This is a genomic window from Ferrimonas kyonanensis DSM 18153 (genome assembly GCF_000425405.1).
GTDB lineage: Bacteria > Pseudomonadota > Gammaproteobacteria > Enterobacterales > Shewanellaceae > Ferrimonas > Ferrimonas kyonanensis.
The window spans coordinates 174,100-192,532 of record NZ_AUDJ01000015.1; the positions used below are offsets into that span (position 1 = coordinate 174,100).

Consider the following 18,433-nt stretch of genomic DNA (forward strand, 5'->3'; position numbering starts at 1 on the left):
TTTATGGATTCATAACCTCCTAGTTGAATATATAAGCCAACGATCTGATAACGCTCTGTTGGGTTTTCCTGTTACCGCTCAGTTGTCGATGCCCCTTCATGTTTTTAAAAACCTGTTTTTTATCTGACACTTGAACACCGACGCTGGTCGGTGTTCAAGTGAGATAATTCAAGGAACCAAGCGTTTTACCAGCGGAATTCGTGCCAGTACCATGGTCAGCAGCAGCGCACTGACTAAGGTCAGAAGCGACAACGCCGGAATGGCCAACCAGTTGCTGCCAAACCATTGATAAAAGCCGTTGCCGATCTGGCGCACCGGGATTAACAGCAGTGGATGAACCAGATAGATACCAAGGCTGTATTTGGAGACCAGTGATATCAGCTTACGTGTTGTCTCATTGATGTTGTCGGCCCACTTTTGAGCGAGTACAAAAATCATACCGGCAATGGCTACGGTATTCAGGGATTTATATCCCATGAAGAAACTGCTGTATCCCTGTTTTAATTCGCTGAACCACCAACTGCCAAACACATTGACAACCATGGCTGTGAGTCCGGCGAGCACCCACCATTTACGACTGTTATTATTGTCGTTATGGAATAAATACCATCCGAGTATGAGATAGCCGCTATAGAGAATTATATTCTGACGAAGTGGTGTTTCTACTTTTAGCCAGTGCATCAAGGTCAATAACAACCAGCCGGCAATCACCAGCCTGACCCGCTCTTTTCCCATGGCCGCCAACAGAGGTGCTAAAAGCGGAATCACAAAGTAGAGCGGAATAAAATCATAGAAAAACCACAGATGATACCAAACCGGCTCATTGGGAGAGGCGACAACGTTTTCAATAAACGGTTGAATATTAAATGTTTCTGACGCAAATGAGGGCGCAAGAGAATAGATAAGTGTCCAGCCAATAAAAGGGATGGCCACTTTGGACAGGCGTCGGCTCAGGTAGTAGCGGCAATCGAAAGGGCGACTGTCCGACAGTAGCAGTGCGCCGGTGATCATCATGAATATTGGCACCGCCCAGCGAGTCACGGCGTTGTAGCTGCTGGCCGCTAACCACTCGGTTTCCGGGGCAAGCCCATACAGATGGCGCCAGGGACCGAGCACGTGGATGATGACCACGGCGATGGCGGCCAGGCAGCGCAGCAAATCCAGATAGAAGATGGTGTTCTTCTGTGTCGACATGATGTCTCCTTATTGCCTCGGGTCACTGGGCAGGATCCGAGTTGGCGTTGTGCCGCCCTATGTTGTTCGAATAAACCATCAGCATACCTCAGTAAATCAAGAGGAAACAGTAGGCTAACTTAATCGGTGTTGAACCAAGGCCAACTAAAACGCCGCCCTCAGGCGGCGCTCATTGGTCCCAACCGCAACTATTTCTGGTGGGCGACCACGTACAGCAGTTCGGTGGCGATGGTGGCTGCCGCCAGTGCGGTGGTTTCGGCGTGGTCGTAGGCGGGGGCCACCTCTACCACATCCATGCCCACAATCGGCAATTCGGTCAATTTTCGCAGCACCTTGAGTACCTTATCCGTGGTCATGCCGCCGCAGACCGGGGTACCGGTACCCGGGGCATAGGCAGGATCCAGGCAGTCGATATCGAACGTCAGGTACACTGGCCGGTCTCCGACCCGGGCGATGATCTGCGCCGCGATCTCATCGGCGCTGAGATCGTTGGCGCGGTCGGCGGTCAGTACCTCAAACGGGTGGTCCTGATAGTCGTATTCGGTGCGGATGCCGATTTGTATGGAGTGCTCGGTGGCAAGCAAGCCCTCTTTGGGGGCATGGTAGAACATGGTGCCGTGATCGTAGCGGCTGCCCATACTGTAGGTGTCGGTATGGGCGTCGAAGTGCACCAGGGCCAATTGGCCAAATTTCTTGGCGTGAGCCCGCAGCAGAGGCAGGGTCACGAAATGGTCACCGCCAAAAGTGAGCATCCGTTTATCGGCATCGAGCAACGCGCTGGCATGGGTTTCGAGGCCCTGCAGTAACTGCTCGGCATCGCCGCAGTCGAACACCAGGTCGCCGCAATCCACCACAGACAGCCGATCCGCCAATGCAAAGCGCCAGGGGTAGCGTTGATCTTCCCAGGCCAAGTTGACGGAAGCGCGCCGAATGGCATCGGGGCCATTTCGGCTGCCGGGCCGGCCGGTGGTGGCCAGGTCGAAGGGCACACCGGTGACCACCCAGTCGGCTTTCGACTGGGCAGGACGAAACTCCAAGGGGTGGCGCAAAAAGCCAAAGGCATTGGAGTAAAGCGAGTAATCTTTTTTATCGGCAAGCGTTGCCATACTAACCTCAACACCCATCACGTTGGATGGCGCTGGTAAAGGGGTGAACGAAGGAACATTTTCACCCGAGCTTCGGCGTTTGTCACCCTGTTCCCCTCGGCATCGGTGCTTTTTACTGCGGATCTGCTGTAACTATGAGCAGTTACCCGTTTCCGGGGCGAAATATGGCGCCGCCTTCATTACACTGAAGCTACCCTGATTTTGGAGAAAACCGATGTCTCATCAATGGCGTGTCGAATGGCAAGGGCATAAGATTCGAGTCCAGTCGACCTGGGCCGCCGGTACCCGGTTATACCTGGACGAACAACTGGTGGATCGCAACGGTGCCGTCTTTGGCTTGCCAGCACTGCAGCGGGTCGTGGGCCAGCTGGATGGTCTGCCGGTGACTGCCGAGGTGCAGTATCAGATGTTCTGGCCCACGGTGAAGATTCAGGTCGGCGAGGAGCTGGTTTTCGAAAAGCGCGCCCGGGCGTTTTAACGGTCGGCTGGCCTGAGCTGAGTCAGAACCTGCCAGTCGCCGTCATAGGGGCTGGGTTGGGAACGGTCGGCCTTCAGGTACTGATACTGTTCATCACCCTTGCCGCACACCATCAACAGATCGCCGGGGTGCATGGCCGCCAGAGCCGTGCCGATGGCGGAGCGGCGACAGGGAATATGCCGGGCCGCCTGGTCCGGGTCCATGCGCTCTAGGATCTGCTCAAGCGGCCGGCCTAACGGATTGTCGCTGGTAAAATAGCAATGGTCGGAGAGGGCCAGCGCAGTGTGGCCAATCTGGGCGGCGTCTTCTAGTCGATCGCCGGTGACGCCCACCACGGTGTGGATCGCTCCCCGGCACTGCTGACGAGCCTGTTTGAGTAGCAGATTCAGGCTCGGCTGGTTGTGGGCATAATCGATGATGGCCTGGCTGCCGTCCGCCCAGTCCAGTCGTTGACCCCGCCCCGGTACCTGCCGCAATTGCGCCAGTCGTTTTAGGACCACGGCCAGAGGCTGGCCGGCGGCCAGCGCCGCGCCGATCATCGCCAGGGCGTTTTCCACGTTGTACTGAAAGGGCAACCACAGGCGGCAGGGGTATTGGCGCTGCTGATAATGCAGCACAAACTCACTGCCTTGTGCGCCACTGCGGCGAATGTCGGCGTACAGGGTTGCATCGGGATCGGTGCAGCTGTAGCCGATGACATCGGCCCGCTGGCGGCAGCGATCGGCAATCACCGCAGCGCTGTCGTCATCCAGGTTGATCACCGCGCAGCCACCGGGCTTAAGCCGGTCGATAAGGCGCAGCTTGGCCTGTTGATAGGCATCACGATGGCCATGAAAATCGAGATGGTCTTCGCTGACGTTGGTGTACACCGCCACATCGAACAGCATGGCGTCGACCCGGTCTTGGGCCAGTGCGTGGCTGCTGACCTCCATGACGTGGTGTCGATAGCCTTGTTGCCGCAGCTCATGAAACTGATTGAGCAGGGTCACGGCATCGGCGGTGGTGTTCAGTTGCGGCACCAGGTGATCGCCGGCAAGCCGGCCTAGGGTGCCGCTGTAGCTGCTGTGGTCTTCCTGGTTTAACAACTGATGCAGGCCATAGGCTACCGTGGTTTTGCCATTGGTGCCGGTGACCCCAATCTGGGTCAACTGCTCCGCAGGGAATTGCAGGTAGTGATTGATCAGGCTGATGCTGGCGGCGAAACTGCCGGTCACCAGGCAGGGGATTGGCAGCGACAGGGGCCGGGTGGCGATCACCAAGCCGGCCCCGGCTTTGGCGGCGGCCTCGGCGAACTGATGGCTGTCCTGATGCAGGCCCTGTTTACAGACGAAGGCGTCACCGGATTGAACCGCGCGACTGTCGAGGACAAAGCGGGATGGAGCCAGGCGGTGCAGGGTGTCGACAAGCGTTGATTTGGTCATAGAGAATAGGCCGGGCCTGCTGGCCCGGCGGAACCGCGGTTAATTGTCCAATCCAGCACTGGCCTGACTCTGTTGAATCAGCTCGATCATGTAGCCATCGGGATCACGGACAAAGGCGATGTGGGTGTTACCACCCAGTACCGGGCCGGGTTCGCGGGTTACCTCACCACCGGCGGCCTTGATCTTGTCACAGGCTTGGTAGATGTCGTCAAACCCGAGGGCCAGATGGCCAAAGGCGTTGCCGTTATCGTAGTCGCTGACGCCCCAGTTGTAGGTCAACTCCACCACGGCGTGGCCATCCTTCTCTTCACCGTAGCCCACAAACGCCAGGGTGTATTTATACTCAGGATTTTCAGATTTGCGCAGCAGGGTCATGCCCAGAACATCGGTATAGAATTGAATGGAGCGATCGAGATCGCCCACGCGCAGCATGGTGTGCAGCATTTGAGGCATGGGGTGCGTTCCTTGATTGTCTGTTATGGCGCAAAGTGTAATGCCAAATTGATTCGGGGTCGACCCGCCACCGGTCGCAATGCCATCAGTGGAGCAAAAAAGACAGCCCCCAGTCGGTAGTTAAAAAAAGTGAGGGTATCAGGCAGTTAATCTGTTTTTCCGTCACAGTCGGGTCTGGGAGGGAAACGATAATGTCGGCCTTGCGGGGGCTGTGCGAATTGGGTCAAGGCTGCGATTGTGGATCCGGCTTGCCGTGGCTCATCGAAACCAAGGCATCGGCCGCGACCGTTAGCGATATTGTTGCGACAGTTGTAGTTGTTTGGTCTGCAATTGGGCGCCTTGTCTAGAGTTTTATGCTGGTGATTTTTTCATGGTGGGGTTTGGTGGTGGTGATTTGTCCTTATAAGCGCATGATTATTCGCGGTTTGCGACTTTGGCCATGGTCGGTGTGCGCGATTGCCGCCGGGGCGATAGAGGGGATAGTAAAGCCGGTTTTTTTGGAGTAAATCCTTGATAAGCTGGTTCAAATTAGAGAGTCAAAGGCTGTCACGTTCAGTTGCCAAACTGAGACAGGAGTCGGCAAAATTGCTCTTGGGTAAATTGATTAAGTGCATTAATAATCAATAGTTTATGGGGTTGATCATGGGCAGGGACCGTCCGAATGTAAACCGGTGTAAGCCCTTGATCGCATCAGTAATTTCAGTATTATCGAAGGACTGCTGACTGAGCAGTGATAACGGTTTGTATAAAGGGGTTGGCGTTTGATCCATATCTACCTAGTTGACGACCACGCATTGGTGCGTACCGGCATCCGACGAATCTTGGATGATGAGCGAGGCATCAAAGTGGTTGGTGAAGCCGAAGACGGTGAAGTCGCGGTAAACTGGTGTCGCAAAAACGATGTCGATGTCATTTTGATGGACATGAACATGCCGGGTATTGGCGGGCTGGAAGCCACTCGCAAGATTCTCCGATTCAATCCCGACGCCAAAATCATTGTACTGACCATTCACACCGAAGAGCCGTTTCCCACTAAGGTGATGCAAGCCGGTGCCGCAGGTTACCTGACCAAAAATGCGCCTCCGGGAGAGATGGTGCAGGCGATTCGTCAAGTGGCGTGCGGTCAACGCTATCTGTCGCCGCAGATCGCCCAGCAGATGGCGCTGAATAAATTTAAAACCGAAGACAACCCGTTTGACGATCTGTCGGAGCGGGAACTGCAGATCATGATGATGATCACCGCCGGGCAGAAGGTCAGCGACATCTCCGAAAGCCTGAATCTGAGCCCCAAGACCGTCAACAGCTATCGCTATCGGTTGTTCCAGAAACTGAACATCGGTGGTGATGTGGAGTTGACCCGTCTGGCGATTCGCTATGGTATGCTGGACGCAGAGAAACTCTGATCCCCAGCTTGAATGACCGACACCCAATTTGATGCCAAGGCGTTTTTAAAGACCGTGACTTCCCAACCTGGGGTGTATCGTATGTACGATGCCCCAGGCGGCACGGTGATCTACGTCGGCAAGGCCAAAAACCTAAAGAAACGACTCAGCTCCTATTTTCGTACCCAGCTGCCCGATGCCAAAACCCAGGCATTGGTGGCCAACATTGGCTTTATCGAAGTCACCGTTACCCACACCGAAACCGAAGCGCTGATCCTGGAGCACGATTACATTAAGTTGTACATGCCCAGGTACAACGTGCTGCTCAGAGACGACAAATCCTACCCTTACATCTTTCTGTCCCAGCATCGACACCCCAAACTGGGGTTTCATCGCGGTGCGCGGCGGGCCAAGGGACGGTATTTCGGTCCGTTTCCCAATGGCGGCGCGGTTCGGGACAGTTTGCATTTGATGCAAAAGCTGTTTCCCATTCGTCAGTGCGAAGACGGCTACTACAAAGCCCGTTCTCGTCCCTGCCTGCAATACCAGCTTAAACGCTGCAGTGCCCCCTGCGTCGGCAAAATCAGTGATGAGGATTACGCCGAGCAGGTCAAGATGGCGACGCTGTTTCTGCAGGGCAAAAATCGCCAGGTGATTGAGCAGTTGGTGGGCTGGATGGAGCAGGCTAGCAGTGAGCTGAATTTCGAGAAGGCGGCCCTGTATCGGGATCAGATTCAGGCGATGCGCACGGTGCAGGAGCAGCAGGGCGTCCACGGCTCTCTGGGGCAGATGGATGTCGTGGGGGTGGCCACCGACAACGGCATGGCCTGTTGTCACATGCTGTTCATTCGTGATGGCAAGATTCTGGGCAGCCGTAGCTATTTTCCCAACCTGCCGGCAGACACCAGTGACGATGAGTTGCTGACCTCGTTTCTGCTGCAGTTCTACCTGGGCGGGGGCGACGAACGTCAGATCCCGCCGGAGATCATCCTACCGCTGATGCCGGACGATCAACTGCCGTTGCAGGAGGCGTTGGCCCAGCGTGGCAACCATAAGGTGACCTTAAAGCACACCGTGCGGGCCGATCGGGCGCAGTTTCAGCGCCTGGCTCAGACCAATGCGGTGACCGCACTCTCCAGTAAAGTGGCGCACAAGACCACGGTGGCCGACCGTTATCGATTGCTGAATGACACACTGGAGCTGAGTCAGCCCATCAGCCGCATGGAGTGCTTTGACATCAGCCATACCATGGGCGAGCGCACCGTCGCCAGTTGCGTGGTGTTTGATGCCGAGGGCCCATCGAAGCGGGATTACCGACGCTACAACATCGATGGCATTACTCCTGGGGACGATTATGCCGCCATGGCCCAGGCCCTGAGGCGGCGGTTTGACAAAGTGGTGGAGGAGGTCAACATTCCCACCATTTTGTTTATTGACGGCGGTCGCGGCCAGTTGAGCCAGGCGGAAGCCATTGTTGAGCAGACCCTGGGCGCCAAAGGCCTGAGGTTGCCGCTGTTGATTGGGGTGGCCAAAGGTGAGGGCCGTAAACCGGGCCTGGAGACTCTGTTTGTCGGCTTTAGCCGCGAGGTGATTGACCTGGCCGCCGACTCACCGGCTCTGCATCTGATTCAGCACATTCGCGATGAGGCGCACCGGTTTGCTATCTCCGGTCATCGGGCCGCGCGAGGTAAGGCTCGTTCCCAATCCACCCTCGAGCAGATCCCCGGAGTAGGGGCCAAGCGACGCCAGTCATTGCTTAAATACATGGGTGGAATGCAGGAGATCAAAGGGGCCAGTGTTGAGGAATTGAGCAAAGTACCGGGAATTAGCTCAGAACTGGCACAAAAGATACATGACGCATTGCGCGGCTAAGCGCTTTTGGGCATGATTGACGGCTACGTGAGCCAGCTAGGGCGTTTGTTTTGACCTTTAATATTCCAAATATTCTCACACTGTTACGGCTCGTACTGATCCCGTTCTTTTTGGTGTTCTTTTATCTTCCGTGGGAATACGCATACGTGACCGCAGCGGGTATCTTCATGCTGGCGGCGTTTACCGATGCACTGGATGGCTACCTGGCACGCAAACTCAATCAAACCACCCCCTTTGGCGCCTTCCTCGATCCTGTGGTCGATAAGGTGATGGTCGCCAGTGCCCTGGTGGTGCTGGTGCAAAGCTACGAAAGCTCCATCTGGATGACCATTGCTGCCATCATCATGATTGGTCGTGAAATCGTCATTTCGGCGCTGCGGGAGTGGATGGCCGAGATGGGCAAGCGCAGCAGTGTGGCCGTGTCCTGGATTGGCAAATTTAAAACCGCCGCCCAGATGCTGGCCATTACCGGCCTCATCGCCCAGATGAACGAAGAGATGGTCAACATCTCCATGGTGATGCTGTATGTGGCCACGGCACTGACCTTGTGGTCTATGCTGGTGTACCTGAAAGCGGCCTGGAAGGACCTCAGTGCTCACGGTTAAACCCCATTGGCCGTTTTGACAGCAGTTAACCCGTTTGCGGACAAATGGTTATTGACGGCGGTAAGGGTTTAAGTAGAATACACAGCGTCTTCGGGGACGAAGACACAAAAATGGCGCGTTGGCAGAGTGGCTATGCAGCGGATTGCAAATCCGTGGACCTCGGTTCGACTCCGGGACGCGCCTCCACTTTTTAGGATAGAGATGCCGGATTCGGTGCCTGTATTCTGCCCTGGTGGTGAAATTGGTAGACACAAGGGATTTAAAATCCCTCGCTGGTAACAGCGTGCCGGTTCAAGTCCGGCCCGGGGCACCATCTTCTGACCCTTGTGGTTAGTACATTAAAGCTCAATCCTCTCAGGAGGTTGGGCTTTTTTGTTGTCTGTTTTTTAAGCCATTCTCCGTTGTAATTTCATGACTAGTCCTGGTTTCATTGGCGGAGCCTCAGAGCGGTGCCAGCCGTGATTAGAGCGAAGAGCATTGCGCCTTGGTCGATGTTGGCGGCGTATACGAAAGCCGGGGTAGGGGCAGGTTCAGCCAGATGAACTTGGGCAGGGCCGTGACACGCCCGAGCCTACGCACCAGGGGCCTACACTTGCACGTCCCGAGGTGGGGACTGACTCGTGGCACGTGTACTGGCAAACCATCACCTGGCCAATCATTCATCGGATGCCCAAGGCGTTCGCCACCGTTAAGAGGTTCACTCTTGTCGAACCATTGTTGGTGATTCGGCCGCTGTCGATTGCTTGGGAGAGTGGTGCTGGGGGAGTCGGTGGAATCAAACAAGCTGGTGAATGGTCCGTTTCATTGCGGAACAGGTTGCATTCAGCCTCTGTGGTTAAAATGGACGCCTGACTTCGCTCTTGAACCGCGACAGCCCCAAAGGTTAATATTCCGCCACTGAAAAGGAGTAGGCGTACACATGAACAACTGAGCCCCAACCGATCACTTTCATTCACTTTGCCTATTCATGGCAGAGCGACGTCTTGATCGACAGGAAACTGTGGGAGCTCTTTTGGATCTTTGCTGCATACGCCGCGCCCCCTTTGTGTGTGGGTGAACGACCGCTGTAGTATTGTGGTTGGCGAATAAGCCTGAACTCAACACCGAGAGCCCCGCTTCCTGTCTTTGATTACAGGAGGCCTGATGCCCCTTCATTTTTCCCAGTTAGATTATCAACTGCCCGATGGCAGAACCCTGTTTCAAAACCTCAGTGCCAGCCTTGGTCGTGGTGTGACTGCGCTTATCGGCCCCAATGGCGTCGGTAAATCGGCGCTGTGTGAACTGCTTGCCGGTGATCGTAGCGCCAGTGGGGGGCGTATTCATCGTGATGGCGCTCTGTATTACCTTCCTCAGCATAGCGACAGGTCGACTGGCGACGTGAGCCAATGCCTTGGGCTGACTCAGATCACCCGTGCGCTGGAGCGTATTGCCTCTGGCGACTATTCGGATCAGGATCTGTGTCTTGCCGACGGTCATTGGGATCTTAATGTGCGGCTGAGCGCCCTGCTTGAGGCACTGCCCTTTGCGGTGTCGGCGCAGACGCCGGCTGGCACACTCAGTGGGGGGCAGCTGGCTCGCTTGAGGTTGGCCTGGGCTTTTGCCCTGCAGCCTGACGTATTGATCCTGGATGAACCGGACAATCATCTGGATCGGGGGGGACGACAGTGGTTGGCTGATCAACTCGCGCTGACAACCTCTTCGGTCTTGCTGGTCTCTCACGACTTGGGGTTGTTACGGGGCTGTTCGCAGATCTGGCAGTTACAGCCGAAAGCAATCATTTCATTTCAGGGTAATTATGACGACATGATGGCAACGCAGGCGCGAGAAGACCTCGCCGTACAGCGCGGCCTGGAACGTGTCGACCGGTCATTGAAGTTGCAGCGGCAGCAGGCGCTGCGCAATGAACAGTCCGCCCGTCAACGTGCTCGTCAGGGCAAGAAGCGGATAGGCAGCCAACCTAAAGTGCTGCTGGATGCGATGAGGGATAAGGCAACCAAGGCTCGCCAGGGGAGGGCTCGCCAAAATGACGCCAAGCAGGAGCAACTACAACGCCAGCGTGCCTGTCTGCACCAGCGTCAGCAGGTGATGATGAAAACCCGTTTCACTTTTACTTCGCAGGCGTCGGCCGCAAAAGTGGTACGTCGCCTGGAGCGCTGTCAATTGCCCTTTGGGAGCAGTGAGCTACTGGACATCACCCTGAGACAGGGACAACGGGTCCACCTGCAAGGGGCCAACGGCAGCGGCAAGTCCACGCTGATGAAGCTGCTGCAGGGCATCGTGACGCCTCTGCAGGGAAAGGTGTTGGGGAAGGCGCCACTGCGGTATCTGGATCAGCACCAAGGGTTGCTGGACACGACACTCAGTTCGTTGGAAAACCTGGCGTGTTGGCAGGTTGGCGGTGATGACAGTGAACGCCGTACCCGCCTTGCTGGAATCGGCCTTCGTCGAAACGATGCCCTGCGGCCGGTGTCCGAGCTCAGTGGCGGAGAAACCATGAAAGTGGCTATGCTGCTGCTTAGTGATGCTGACAGTGCACCTTTCCTGTTGCTGGATGAGCCGGACAACCATTTGGATCTTGAGGCCAAGCAGGTGTTAAGCCAAGCCCTCAATAGCTATCGAGGTGGTTATTTACTGATCAGTCACGATGCGGGCTTCATTGAGACTTTATCTCTTGATCACCGGATTACTCTGAAAGGTGAGTAAATCGAAAACAATCCGCGACGTGGAAGCCAATCGAATCATTGGTAAGGTGCGAGTGTTGTGCTAACTCGCCATTGGTGATGTTTTCAATGGCTGTACACCCTGTGGTGAGTACATTAAAGCTCAACCTCTTCAAGGGGTTGGGCTTTTTTGTTGCTCCAAATTCCCCTCAACCATTCGAGCGCGTCGCGTCGACATCCTTCGGCAACCGTGGCGGTCACTTATACTGGTAGCTAACCTTCAATACCGTCTTCGCTGTCACTCAATATTTATAATGCGAATCATTCGCATTGGTGGTATTTTTGAGTCAGTATCGATAACAGGAAACCGCCATTATGAATGCAGAGATTGCACGCTGGATTGACCGCGACCCGGACGCCAACACGCGACAGGAGTTGCAGGCACTGGTGAAGGCTCAGGATACTGCGGCCCTCGAAAGCCGGTTTAAGTCCCGACTGGCCTTTGGTACCGCTGGCCTACGAGGCGTGGTGGGCGCCGGCCCCAACCGGATGAACCGTTTGGTGATTCAGGAAACGGCGACCGGCTTGGCCCATTATCTGAAATCTCAGAACGCCGAGGCGGCCGCGCAGGGGGTGGTGATCGGCTACGACGGGCGTCCGGACTCACGCCAGTTTGCCATAGACTCCGCTGCCGTGCTGACGGCCCAGGGCATCAAGGTGTATCTGACGGTACGGGTGGCGGCCACCCCCTTGGTGGCTTACGGGGTCAACCACCTGGGAACTGCCGCCGGTATTGTGGTGACAGCCAGCCACAACCCCCCACAATACAATGGCTTTAAGGTGTATTGGGGCAATGGTGCGCAAATCATCTCTCCTCACGACAGCGGCATCGCCGCCGAGATTGACCGGGCCGCCCAGTCGGATCTGCAGCTGATGGATCTCGAAGATGCCCGGCAACAGGGGCTGTTGGTGTGGCTGGATGACGGCTTCTATCAGTCCTACCGGGATACCATGAAAGCGAATCCTCTGCTGGGCAATCACACTCAGCCGGAGAGCATCAGTCTGGCTTATACCGCCATGCATGGTGTTGGCGCCGAGATGGCGGAAGCGCTGCTGGCCGATGCCGGATTTTCCTACGTCTACAGTGTGGCCGCGCAAAGGGAACCGGACGGACGCTTCCCGACGGTGAACTTTCCCAACCCGGAAGAGGCCGGTGCCATGGATCGGGTCATCGAAGAGGCTCGGGCTCACGGTGCCACACTGGCCTGTGCCAATGATCCCGATGCCGACCGCTTTGCGGTGGCGGTGCGCCAGCCCGATGGCGAGTACCAGATGCTGACCGGTGATCAGGTCGGGGTGCTGTTTGGTCATTACCTGTTGTCGCGCGCGCGGCCACAGCAGGACCTGGTCGGGACCACCATCGTGTCCTCCAGTTTGCTGCAGCGCATTGCCAAGGCGGCGGGAGCCCGCTACTACCAGACCCTGACCGGCTTTAAGTGGCTGACCAACATCGCCATGGAGCAGCAAAGTGACGCTCATCAATTCTTGTTTGCCTATGAAGAGGCACTGGGATACACCGTCGGCAGTGAGGTGTGGGATAAAGATGGCCTTTCGGCACTGGTGGCTTTCGCCCAGATGACCGCTGAACTGGCCACCAACGGCAAGACCATCTGGGATCAACTGGAGGCCATCTATCGCCAACATGGCCTTTATTTGAATGCCCAGCGCAGCATTGCCCTAGACCCGGCGGCGCCGCCAGTTGGGGATAAGTTACGCAGTACGCCGCCCACCGAGATTGCCGGCCAGTCGATTGCCTCTGTGGACGATTTAAAACACTCTCGGACCACCTTTGCCGATGGTCGCACTGAAACCATCGATCTGCCGACCAGTGACGTCCTGATCTATCACCTGGATGGGGGCAACCGGGTGGTGGTTCGCCCGTCAGGCACCGAGCCCAAGCTGAAGTGTTATTACGAGGTGGTGGAAGCCTTTGCCGGTAATGAAACGCTGGCGTCGGTACAGCAACGGGCGCAAACGTCGATGGCCAGTTTGATAGATGAGCATCAGCGGTCCCTGGATAACTAGGGAGTGGCTACTTGGCTCAGCGGCCACAAGATCTGCCGGTGCGCGGGGACCGTGCGCCGGCAAGCCGTGGGCTAAGACTACTGATCCAGAGTGTCCAACATACTGCTGTCGTAGGGAGCGAGAGGCTTATTCTGGCGCACTTTTTCGACGTAGTCCGGGTTGGCGATCAGCGGTCGGCCAATGGCGATCAGATCCGCTATGCCACCAGCAAGCGCGTCTCTGCCGGTGTTGACACTGTAACCGCCGCAGGCAATCACCCGGCCTTTGTAGAGCCGGCGAATGTACTGGGTCACGGTGCCCTGGATGTGGTCGAACGGTGTGTCGTCATGGGAGCCTGTGTGGACATAGGTCAGATCGCATCGGTTCAGCCGCTGTAACACATAGTCTGAGATTGCCAGATCCGCCTCGTTGAGACTCAAGTGCTGATGGCCCACCGGAGACAGTCGCACGCCGACGTGGTCGATCTGCTGCTTTACTGCATCAATGACTTCGAACAGGAAACGGGCCATCTTCTCGGGTGTGCCGCCCCAGCCATCGGTACGCTGGTTGGTTTCCCAGTGGAGGAACTGGTCCAGCAGGTAGCCGTTGGCACCGTGTAGTTCTACACCGTCGAAGCCGGCCTTGCGGGCGTTGGCGGCTGCCTGTGAAAACTGCTGAATCACTTCTAGGATTTCCGCTTCGGTCATTTCGCGTGGCATGCCGTATTGCAAATCGTTGCTTCGGGGCACCCGGCCCTGCAGGGCGACTGCCGACGGCGCCATCGGTTTGTCGCCGTTGAGATAGAAGGGGTGAGAGACTCGCCCGCAGTGCCAAATCTGGGCGAAAATCTTACCTCCGTTCTGATGAACCCTATCGGTGACCTTTTGCCAGCCCTCTATTTGTGCCTGGCTATACAGTCCCGGTGTGTTGGGGTAGCCCTGGGCCATGGGGGAGATGATGGTGGCCTCGGCGATAATGAGCCCTGTATCGGCACGGCGACCGTAATACTCGGCCATGGCTTCGGTCGGTACCAGTTGTTCGCTGGCCATGGAGCGGGTCATCGGCGCCATTACGATGCGATTGCTCAGCTCTAGGTCTTCGCCAAGCGACAGGGGCGTAAACAGAGTGTTTTTGGTCATGGAGTTATCTCATATTGAGTGTGGTGGTGAGACAGGCCCGTTTTAGATGTACTTGCCAGCATTATTCATAGGTACCGCGGATCGGGTAGTGGTTATCCGGATTGCGAATAAAGGCCAGTCCGGCCAGCAGGACATCCAGTTCGGGGCGGACAAAGGGGCCGTTGGAGATATCGATGACCTGAACCTTACCCTGGTCGTTGATGACATACAGCCCGGGCTCGGCAAACAGGTGGTCGGTTTCCTGGGCTGAGCGGGGCTCAGACACATACAGGCCCAGTTGCCGCATCTGCGATAGATTTAGATCGTAGGCCAGTGGGTAGCTGATGGACAGCTCTTTCCGATGGGCCATGGCTTGGTCGTGGCTGTCGGCAGACACCGCGGCGATATCGATGCCGAGCTTGTGAAACTGCTCTTTTCGCAATTCGATCTCATTCAGGTAGCGGGTGCACATCGGGCAGTGTCGGCCCCGATAGACCACCAGCAAGCGCCAGTCGGCGTTACCTTGGGGAGCGCCCAGGGTAATGGGGTTGCCGCCCAGAGTGGGCAGTTCGATGACCGGGAAGCGATCGCCGGCTTTAAATTTCATGAGAGACATAGCGGCTCCTAGGGTGTTGGTGTTCAATCAATGATATGCAACGGCCTGTGACGACCGTTACTGGGTTTTGTGATGGCGACAATGGCGATCGCCGTTACGCCTTGATGTAGTCGTAACTGGGGTCACTGTGATCCCGTTGACCGAGGTATTTCGGGTTGAACTCTTCTGACCACATTGCGGTTGCATCCAGGTTCTGATTCCAGTCGAAGGCGGTGAGGCGGTGAATCATCTTCCAGACGCCACTGCGCCGCTCAAATTTATAGAAGTGGCGCCCGCCTAAGATCCCCTCCTTGTCCACCCCATCCTCTTGGTGAACGTGGTAGGCCCAGACGTAGCTTTCGGCAGTGGCACGGTCACCATCGACCTCGATCAGGACATTGCTGATGCGGTGCTGAGTGACTTTGAGGGCTTTGAAGCCCTCCATCGCCGGTTCGACAAACTGGTGGGCATTGTCGTAGTAGAAGAACAGTTCCGGATAGATGGGATCCTGATGTTCCTCGATGGCGTCCTCCCAGTAGGTGGATTTCATTAGCTCGCCGTCCATGCGATCCAATGAACGCGCATGGCGATGAATCACTTCGGTGATCTCCTGTTTATCCAGCAGTTGTTGCAGTTTCTGTTGTATATCCATGGTGTGGCTCCCGGGGCGGTACGGCTTTTTGCGAACCGCTGCCTGTGTTTGGTTGAGAAAGGCGGCCGTTTGTTGGCGGCGGTTATTGCGACTGCCACAGGCCCAGAGGCCTAAGCACGCTGATTTTTCTGGGCGAGGCCGACCAGTCGGGCAGTTGAGCTTCGTACTCATCACGGTACGCTTTGCCACGAAGCTGGTTCTCCATGAACGCGTCCATGCTTGGCTCCGACCAACGCTCATAGATAAGAAATTTATTGGCATCCTCGGCGTCCTGATGCAGGTAGGTGGAAACAAAGGTCTCCTCTGTGGCCATCGCGGTAACCAGTTGAGTCAGGCTGGCCAGGAACGCCTCACGGGCGTGTGGCTTGATGTTGAATTCAACCGTAAACACAAGATCTTGTGACATGGTGTTGCTCCTTTCGCTCACTGTATTCACGGTGCCGTAACGGCGCGCCGTGATGTTAACGAGCACCATCATAGAGTTCCGTTATCTGGACTAATAGTGGGATAGAACGACTACCACCTATTGCTTTTTGGAATAATTCATTGGGAAACGACCCCATTCCCGGTGTTGCCTCTGGCAGCGGCAATTGAACCTATCCGTTGCTGACCCGTGCTCGCGTCTATTCCATTTTTGACTAGTTGGTATACCCGCTGGCTCAGTGCCGCGATTGGGGGGCGGTTGTTATCTTTGCCCGGCTGATAATCCACATCCATAGGAATACTTGATGAAAGAGTTGAATAGAACACTTAAGCTGCCACGCATGATGGCCAGGGGACTGCTCATTGCCTTGTGCGCCTTGCCATCGCTGGCCTTGGCCGGTGAGACCGCCGCCGGCGCGGGCATTGAGCGACAGTACCGCGATACCGCGATAAGCGGAAAACCGTGGAACCTCAGTGTCGAGAATCGCCTCCAGGATCTGCTCGACAAGCAGGCGATTACCGAGGTCATCAACCATCTTGGACGGTCGCTGGACCGCATGGATCGAGGGCTGATGCGCTCTGTGTATTGGCCCGAAGCCATCGAAGAGCATCAAGACCCTGAGTTTCCGGTCTTTTTCACCGATGCCAATAAAAATCCGCCCCCGGCGACCTACAACGAATTTGCCTGTCAGGCCATGGGAGGATTTGCCACCCTAAGGGCGACTCAACACCGAATTAGCAACGTCCTCATCGATCTGGTGGATGAGAACCGCGCCAACGTGGAAAGTTACGTCTGGGCTTTCCATCTGGTAGGGGAGCAAGATCAGGCCCGGGAAGTGACTCTGTATGGAAGAATGTTGTTTAATTTTGAAAAGCGGGGTGATGAGTGGCGGGTGCTGCGTCGTTACACTGTGTTCGATTGGTTCACCAATGTCGCCGCCACAGGGAATTTTGCCGATGGCTATATGGATAAGTTCAAAGGCACTCGGGACACCAACCAAGATGGTCGATCCGCAGAGTGGCACGACGGCAGCGATACTGGCCGCAACGATCCCAGTTACCAGTTCCTGAGTCTGCCTTCGGATCCGGATCCGGCGCCGGGCAAGGGCAGTTGTGTCTTCCCGTTGGTGAGCAAGTAACTGAGCCTGGGCTCTGATCCCAACTGGCAGCCCAGAATCTTGTGGGCTGCCTGACCTGTCCAGTCCGCTCTGGGGACCTGCGGCCATTGCGGCTCATATTAAGGGGTGGCGCGACGACTTCGCCGGCCCAGACACGAAATGCCTCCGAATAATTGGACTAGAGACATGGTAATATTTTCCTAAGCTATTCAGCATTGGAATAATTGCCGAGGGGAATGCAATCATGGATCAGTTAGGGGCAATGCGGGCATTCGTGCGAGTGGTGCAGACCGGCAGTTTTTCGGCCACCGGTCGCGAGCTGAATACCAGTCAGACCACCATCAGTAAGAAGGTGGCGGCGCTGGAAAAGAAACTTGGCGTTAAGTTGCTGATTCGCAGCAGTCGCGATCACGCCCTGACCGCGGTCGGAGCCGAGTATTACGACAAGTGCGTGGCCATTCTCGGCGAGTTGGATGAAGCGGAGTCTACCGCCCGTTCGGAGGTGGCATCACCACAGGGGGTGATACGGATTGCGGCCCCGGTTGCTTTTGGGCGTTTGGTTTTAGCACCGATGATTGCCGAGTTTTTTGCCGCCTATCCCGAGATCAAGGTAGACCTGAGTCTTAGCGATCGCCATGTGGATCTCATCAGCGAAGGGATCGATGTCGCAGTACGGGCCAGAAAGCTGGAAGACTCCTCGTTGATCGCCCGTTACCTGTTCGATAACCCGATGATGATGCTGGCCGCCCCGGAGTACCTGGCCAAGCACGGCGAGCCCAGAGAGCCTCAAGATCTTAGGCACCACAACTGCCTGGTGTATTCGATGGCCAAGACCATCAATCAGTGGCAGTTCCATCAGGGTGACACAACCGTCACAGTACCGGTGAACGGTAACTTTCAAAGCGACAACGGCGATGTGTTGCTGGAGGCTGCTCTGGCCGGATTGGGGCTGGTTCAAATGCCCGCATGGATGGTGGCCGAGCACCTGACTGCCGGCCGTTTGATTCGAGTGATGGCCGATTACAGCGCTCAGTCGATCCCCTTCAATGCCATCTACCCACAAAATCGCTACGTGCCGTTGAAAGTTCGGTGCTTTGTCGATTTCCTCAAACAGAAAATTACCGATAACGCCATCTATCAGTAGTGGGGTCAGAGTCATGGTGGCATACCAATACTGAATTGAAGTTGTGTTGAGGCTGCGATATTGCGGTGGCGATTCTGCCCTTACACAGTCTTACACTGGCCTCGGGTCAGGTAGGCACACCTTACACTGGCTTACCCCCTTTCTCAGT

16 protein-coding genes and 2 tRNA genes are annotated in these 18,433 nt (G+C 56.1%); 10 read left to right on the forward strand and 8 right to left on the reverse strand.

The window, feature by feature from the left end; translation table 11 throughout:
• Nucleotides 1-168: 168 nt before the first annotated feature.
• Together H598_RS0107665 and speB are read right to left on the reverse strand one after the other, a co-directional pair.
• Nucleotides 169-1,194 (reverse strand): acyltransferase, encoded by a 1,026-nt coding sequence (locus H598_RS0107665; protein WP_028112503.1) that lies wholly within the window; start codon nucleotides 1,192-1,194, stop codon nucleotides 169-171.
• Nucleotides 1,195-1,382: 188 nt separating this feature from the next.
• Entirely contained in the window at nucleotides 1,383-2,300 is a 918-nt protein-coding gene (gene speB, locus H598_RS0107670) for an agmatinase (protein ID WP_028112504.1), read from the reverse strand.
• Nucleotides 2,301-2,514: 214 nt separating this feature from the next.
• On the opposite strand from speB, the gene H598_RS0107675 reads away from it, so the two are divergent.
• A complete protein-coding gene (locus H598_RS0107675) occupies nucleotides 2,515-2,778 on the forward strand; it encodes a hypothetical protein (RefSeq protein WP_028112505.1) in 264 nt (87 codons plus the stop codon).
• Here the strand turns inward: H598_RS0107675 and H598_RS0107680 are convergent.
• Nucleotides 2,775-4,199: a Mur ligase family protein gene (locus H598_RS0107680; RefSeq protein ID WP_028112506.1), complete on the reverse strand. Its 1,425-nt coding sequence runs from the start codon at nucleotides 4,197-4,199 to the stop codon at nucleotides 2,775-2,777. The genes H598_RS0107675 and H598_RS0107680 overlap by 4 nt on opposite strands.
• A 39-nt stretch (nucleotides 4,200-4,238) precedes the next feature.
• A complete protein-coding gene (gene gloA, locus H598_RS0107685; RefSeq protein ID WP_028112507.1) occupies nucleotides 4,239-4,652 on the reverse strand; it encodes a lactoylglutathione lyase in 414 nt (137 codons plus the stop codon).
• Between the two features lie 761 nt (nucleotides 4,653-5,413).
• On the opposite strand from gloA, the gene uvrY reads away from it, so the two are divergent.
• The 7 genes from uvrY to H598_RS0107720 all read left to right on the forward strand — a co-directional run bounded on the left by uvrY (nucleotide 5,414) and on the right by H598_RS0107720 (nucleotide 13,256).
• A complete protein-coding gene (gene uvrY, locus H598_RS0107690) occupies nucleotides 5,414-6,055 on the forward strand; it encodes a UvrY/SirA/GacA family response regulator transcription factor (RefSeq protein ID WP_028112508.1) in 642 nt (213 codons plus the stop codon).
• 12 nt (nucleotides 6,056-6,067) lie between these two features.
• A complete protein-coding gene (gene uvrC / locus H598_RS0107695) occupies nucleotides 6,068-7,906 on the forward strand; it encodes an excinuclease ABC subunit UvrC (protein ID WP_028112509.1) in 1,839 nt (612 codons plus the stop codon).
• Nucleotides 7,907-7,956: 50 nt separating this feature from the next.
• Entirely contained in the window at nucleotides 7,957-8,511 is a 555-nt protein-coding gene (pgsA, locus tag H598_RS0107700; protein WP_028112510.1) for a CDP-diacylglycerol--glycerol-3-phosphate 3-phosphatidyltransferase, read from the forward strand.
• Nucleotides 8,512-8,623: 112 nt separating this feature from the next.
• Nucleotides 8,624-8,697 (forward strand) — tRNA-Cys (locus H598_RS0107705).
• A 40-nt stretch (nucleotides 8,698-8,737) separates the two neighbouring features.
• A tRNA-Leu gene (locus H598_RS0107710) sits at nucleotides 8,738-8,824 on the forward strand.
• Between the two features lie 830 nt (nucleotides 8,825-9,654).
• Entirely contained in the window at nucleotides 9,655-11,214 is a 1,560-nt protein-coding gene (locus H598_RS0107715; protein WP_028112511.1) for an ATP-binding cassette domain-containing protein, read from the forward strand.
• Nucleotides 11,215-11,546: 332 nt separating this feature from the next.
• Nucleotides 11,547-13,256 (forward strand): phospho-sugar mutase, encoded by a 1,710-nt coding sequence (locus H598_RS0107720; RefSeq protein ID WP_028112512.1) that lies wholly within the window; start codon nucleotides 11,547-11,549, stop codon nucleotides 13,254-13,256.
• Between the two features lie 77 nt (nucleotides 13,257-13,333).
• Here the strand turns inward: H598_RS0107720 and H598_RS0107725 are convergent, their stop codons facing one another.
• The 4 genes from H598_RS0107725 to H598_RS23665 all read right to left on the reverse strand — a co-directional run bounded on the left by H598_RS0107725 (nucleotide 13,334) and on the right by H598_RS23665 (nucleotide 16,006).
• Nucleotides 13,334-14,374: an alkene reductase gene (locus H598_RS0107725; protein WP_028112513.1), complete on the reverse strand. Its 1,041-nt coding sequence runs from the start codon at nucleotides 14,372-14,374 to the stop codon at nucleotides 13,334-13,336.
• Nucleotides 14,375-14,435: 61 nt separating this feature from the next.
• The gene (locus H598_RS0107730) at nucleotides 14,436-14,969 is read right to left on the reverse strand and encodes a peroxiredoxin-like family protein (RefSeq protein ID WP_028112514.1); all 534 of its coding nucleotides are present in this window, start codon (nucleotides 14,967-14,969) and stop codon (nucleotides 14,436-14,438) included.
• Between the two features lie 94 nt (nucleotides 14,970-15,063).
• A complete protein-coding gene (locus H598_RS0107735) occupies nucleotides 15,064-15,600 on the reverse strand; it encodes a nuclear transport factor 2 family protein (protein WP_028112515.1) in 537 nt (178 codons plus the stop codon).
• An 82-nt stretch (nucleotides 15,601-15,682) separates the two neighbouring features.
• The gene (locus tag H598_RS23665) at nucleotides 15,683-16,006 is read right to left on the reverse strand and encodes a putative quinol monooxygenase (RefSeq protein ID WP_051252563.1); all 324 of its coding nucleotides are present in this window, start codon (nucleotides 16,004-16,006) and stop codon (nucleotides 15,683-15,685) included.
• A 322-nt stretch (nucleotides 16,007-16,328) separates the two neighbouring features.
• Here H598_RS23665 and H598_RS23670 point away from each other — a divergent pair, with 322 nt between their 5' ends.
• On the forward strand, nucleotides 16,329-17,162 hold the full coding sequence (locus H598_RS23670; RefSeq protein WP_245595575.1) for a nuclear transport factor 2 family protein: 834 nt from the start codon (nucleotides 16,329-16,331) through the stop codon (nucleotides 17,160-17,162).
• A 223-nt stretch (nucleotides 17,163-17,385) separates the two neighbouring features.
• On the forward strand, nucleotides 17,386-18,285 hold the full coding sequence (locus H598_RS0107750) for a LysR family transcriptional regulator (RefSeq protein WP_028112516.1): 900 nt from the start codon (nucleotides 17,386-17,388) through the stop codon (nucleotides 18,283-18,285).
• The last annotated feature ends 148 nt before the right edge of the window (nucleotides 18,286-18,433 follow it).

What these genes read in the sequence shown, in the direction of transcription:
- H598_RS0107665 (WP_028112503.1), bottom strand. Translation starts at nt 1,194, where the DNA reads ATGTCGACACAGAAGAACACCATCTTCTATCTGGATTTGCTGCGCTGC.
- speB (WP_028112504.1), bottom strand. Translation starts at nt 2,300, where the DNA reads ATGGCAACGCTTGCCGATAAAAAAGATTACTCGCTTTACTCCAATGCC.
- H598_RS0107675 (WP_028112505.1), top strand. Translation starts at nt 2,515, where the DNA reads ATGTCTCATCAATGGCGTGTCGAATGGCAAGGGCATAAGATTCGAGTC.
- H598_RS0107680 (WP_028112506.1), bottom strand. Translation starts at nt 4,199, where the DNA reads ATGACCAAATCAACGCTTGTCGACACCCTGCACCGCCTGGCTCCATCC.
- gloA (WP_028112507.1), bottom strand. Translation starts at nt 4,652, where the DNA reads ATGCCTCAAATGCTGCACACCATGCTGCGCGTGGGCGATCTCGATCGC.
- uvrC (WP_028112509.1), top strand. Translation starts at nt 6,068, where the DNA reads ATGACCGACACCCAATTTGATGCCAAGGCGTTTTTAAAGACCGTGACT.
- H598_RS0107715 (WP_028112511.1), top strand. Translation starts at nt 9,655, where the DNA reads ATGCCCCTTCATTTTTCCCAGTTAGATTATCAACTGCCCGATGGCAGA.
- H598_RS0107720 (WP_028112512.1), top strand. Translation starts at nt 11,547, where the DNA reads ATGAATGCAGAGATTGCACGCTGGATTGACCGCGACCCGGACGCCAAC.
- H598_RS0107725 (WP_028112513.1), bottom strand. Translation starts at nt 14,374, where the DNA reads ATGACCAAAAACACTCTGTTTACGCCCCTGTCGCTTGGCGAAGACCTA.
- H598_RS0107730 (WP_028112514.1), bottom strand. Translation starts at nt 14,969, where the DNA reads ATGTCTCTCATGAAATTTAAAGCCGGCGATCGCTTCCCGGTCATCGAA.
- H598_RS0107735 (WP_028112515.1), bottom strand. Translation starts at nt 15,600, where the DNA reads ATGGATATACAACAGAAACTGCAACAACTGCTGGATAAACAGGAGATC.
- H598_RS23665 (WP_051252563.1), bottom strand. Translation starts at nt 16,006, where the DNA reads ATGTCACAAGATCTTGTGTTTACGGTTGAATTCAACATCAAGCCACAC.
- H598_RS23670 (WP_245595575.1), top strand. Translation starts at nt 16,329, where the DNA reads ATGAAAGAGTTGAATAGAACACTTAAGCTGCCACGCATGATGGCCAGG.
- H598_RS0107750 (WP_028112516.1), top strand. Translation starts at nt 17,386, where the DNA reads ATGGATCAGTTAGGGGCAATGCGGGCATTCGTGCGAGTGGTGCAGACC.